The organism is Bradyrhizobium sp. Arg237L (assembly GCF_029990105.1).
In the GTDB taxonomy this organism is placed as follows: Bacteria; Pseudomonadota; Alphaproteobacteria; order Rhizobiales; family Xanthobacteraceae; genus Bradyrhizobium.
Map to the genome: position 1 here is coordinate 1 of NZ_JAQMIL010000242.1, position 403 is coordinate 403.

At 66.7% G+C, this 403-nt stretch carries 1 pseudogene; it reads left to right on the forward strand.

The features are described 5' to 3' along the window. A pseudogene (locus OZ411_RS43165) lies at positions 1 to 373 on the forward strand (hypothetical protein); the annotation flags it as partial. Positions 374 to 403: the final 30 nt, after the last annotated feature.

Consider the following 403-nt stretch of genomic DNA (forward strand, 5'->3'; position numbering starts at 1 on the left):
TGCGGCGCTCGCCGTCGTGCGCGCACTGTATTTCGGGACGATGGGGGGCATGCAGATCCCGGCCGACCGAGCTGTTCGCGGCTTGTCGCCGCGCGCGGCGCTGATCCTGTCCACCGTCGCTGCGGCGGGGGGCTTGCTGATCATGGCGCTGCCGTTCGGCTTTGCGGGTCTTTGCGTCGGCCTCGTCGTGGCCGGCATCGGATCAAGCATCCAGCACCCACGTGGTTCGATGCTCGTGACCGACAGCTATGGCACGGCGTCGCGACGTCCGCTCGGCATCTACAACTTTTCCGGCGATCTCGGAAAAGCCGCGTTGCCGGCGCTTGTCGCGGGCTGCTGCCGATCTTCGCCTGGCAATCGGTGTTGGGCTTGATGGCGGTGCTTGGAATCGTCCTGGTGGTCG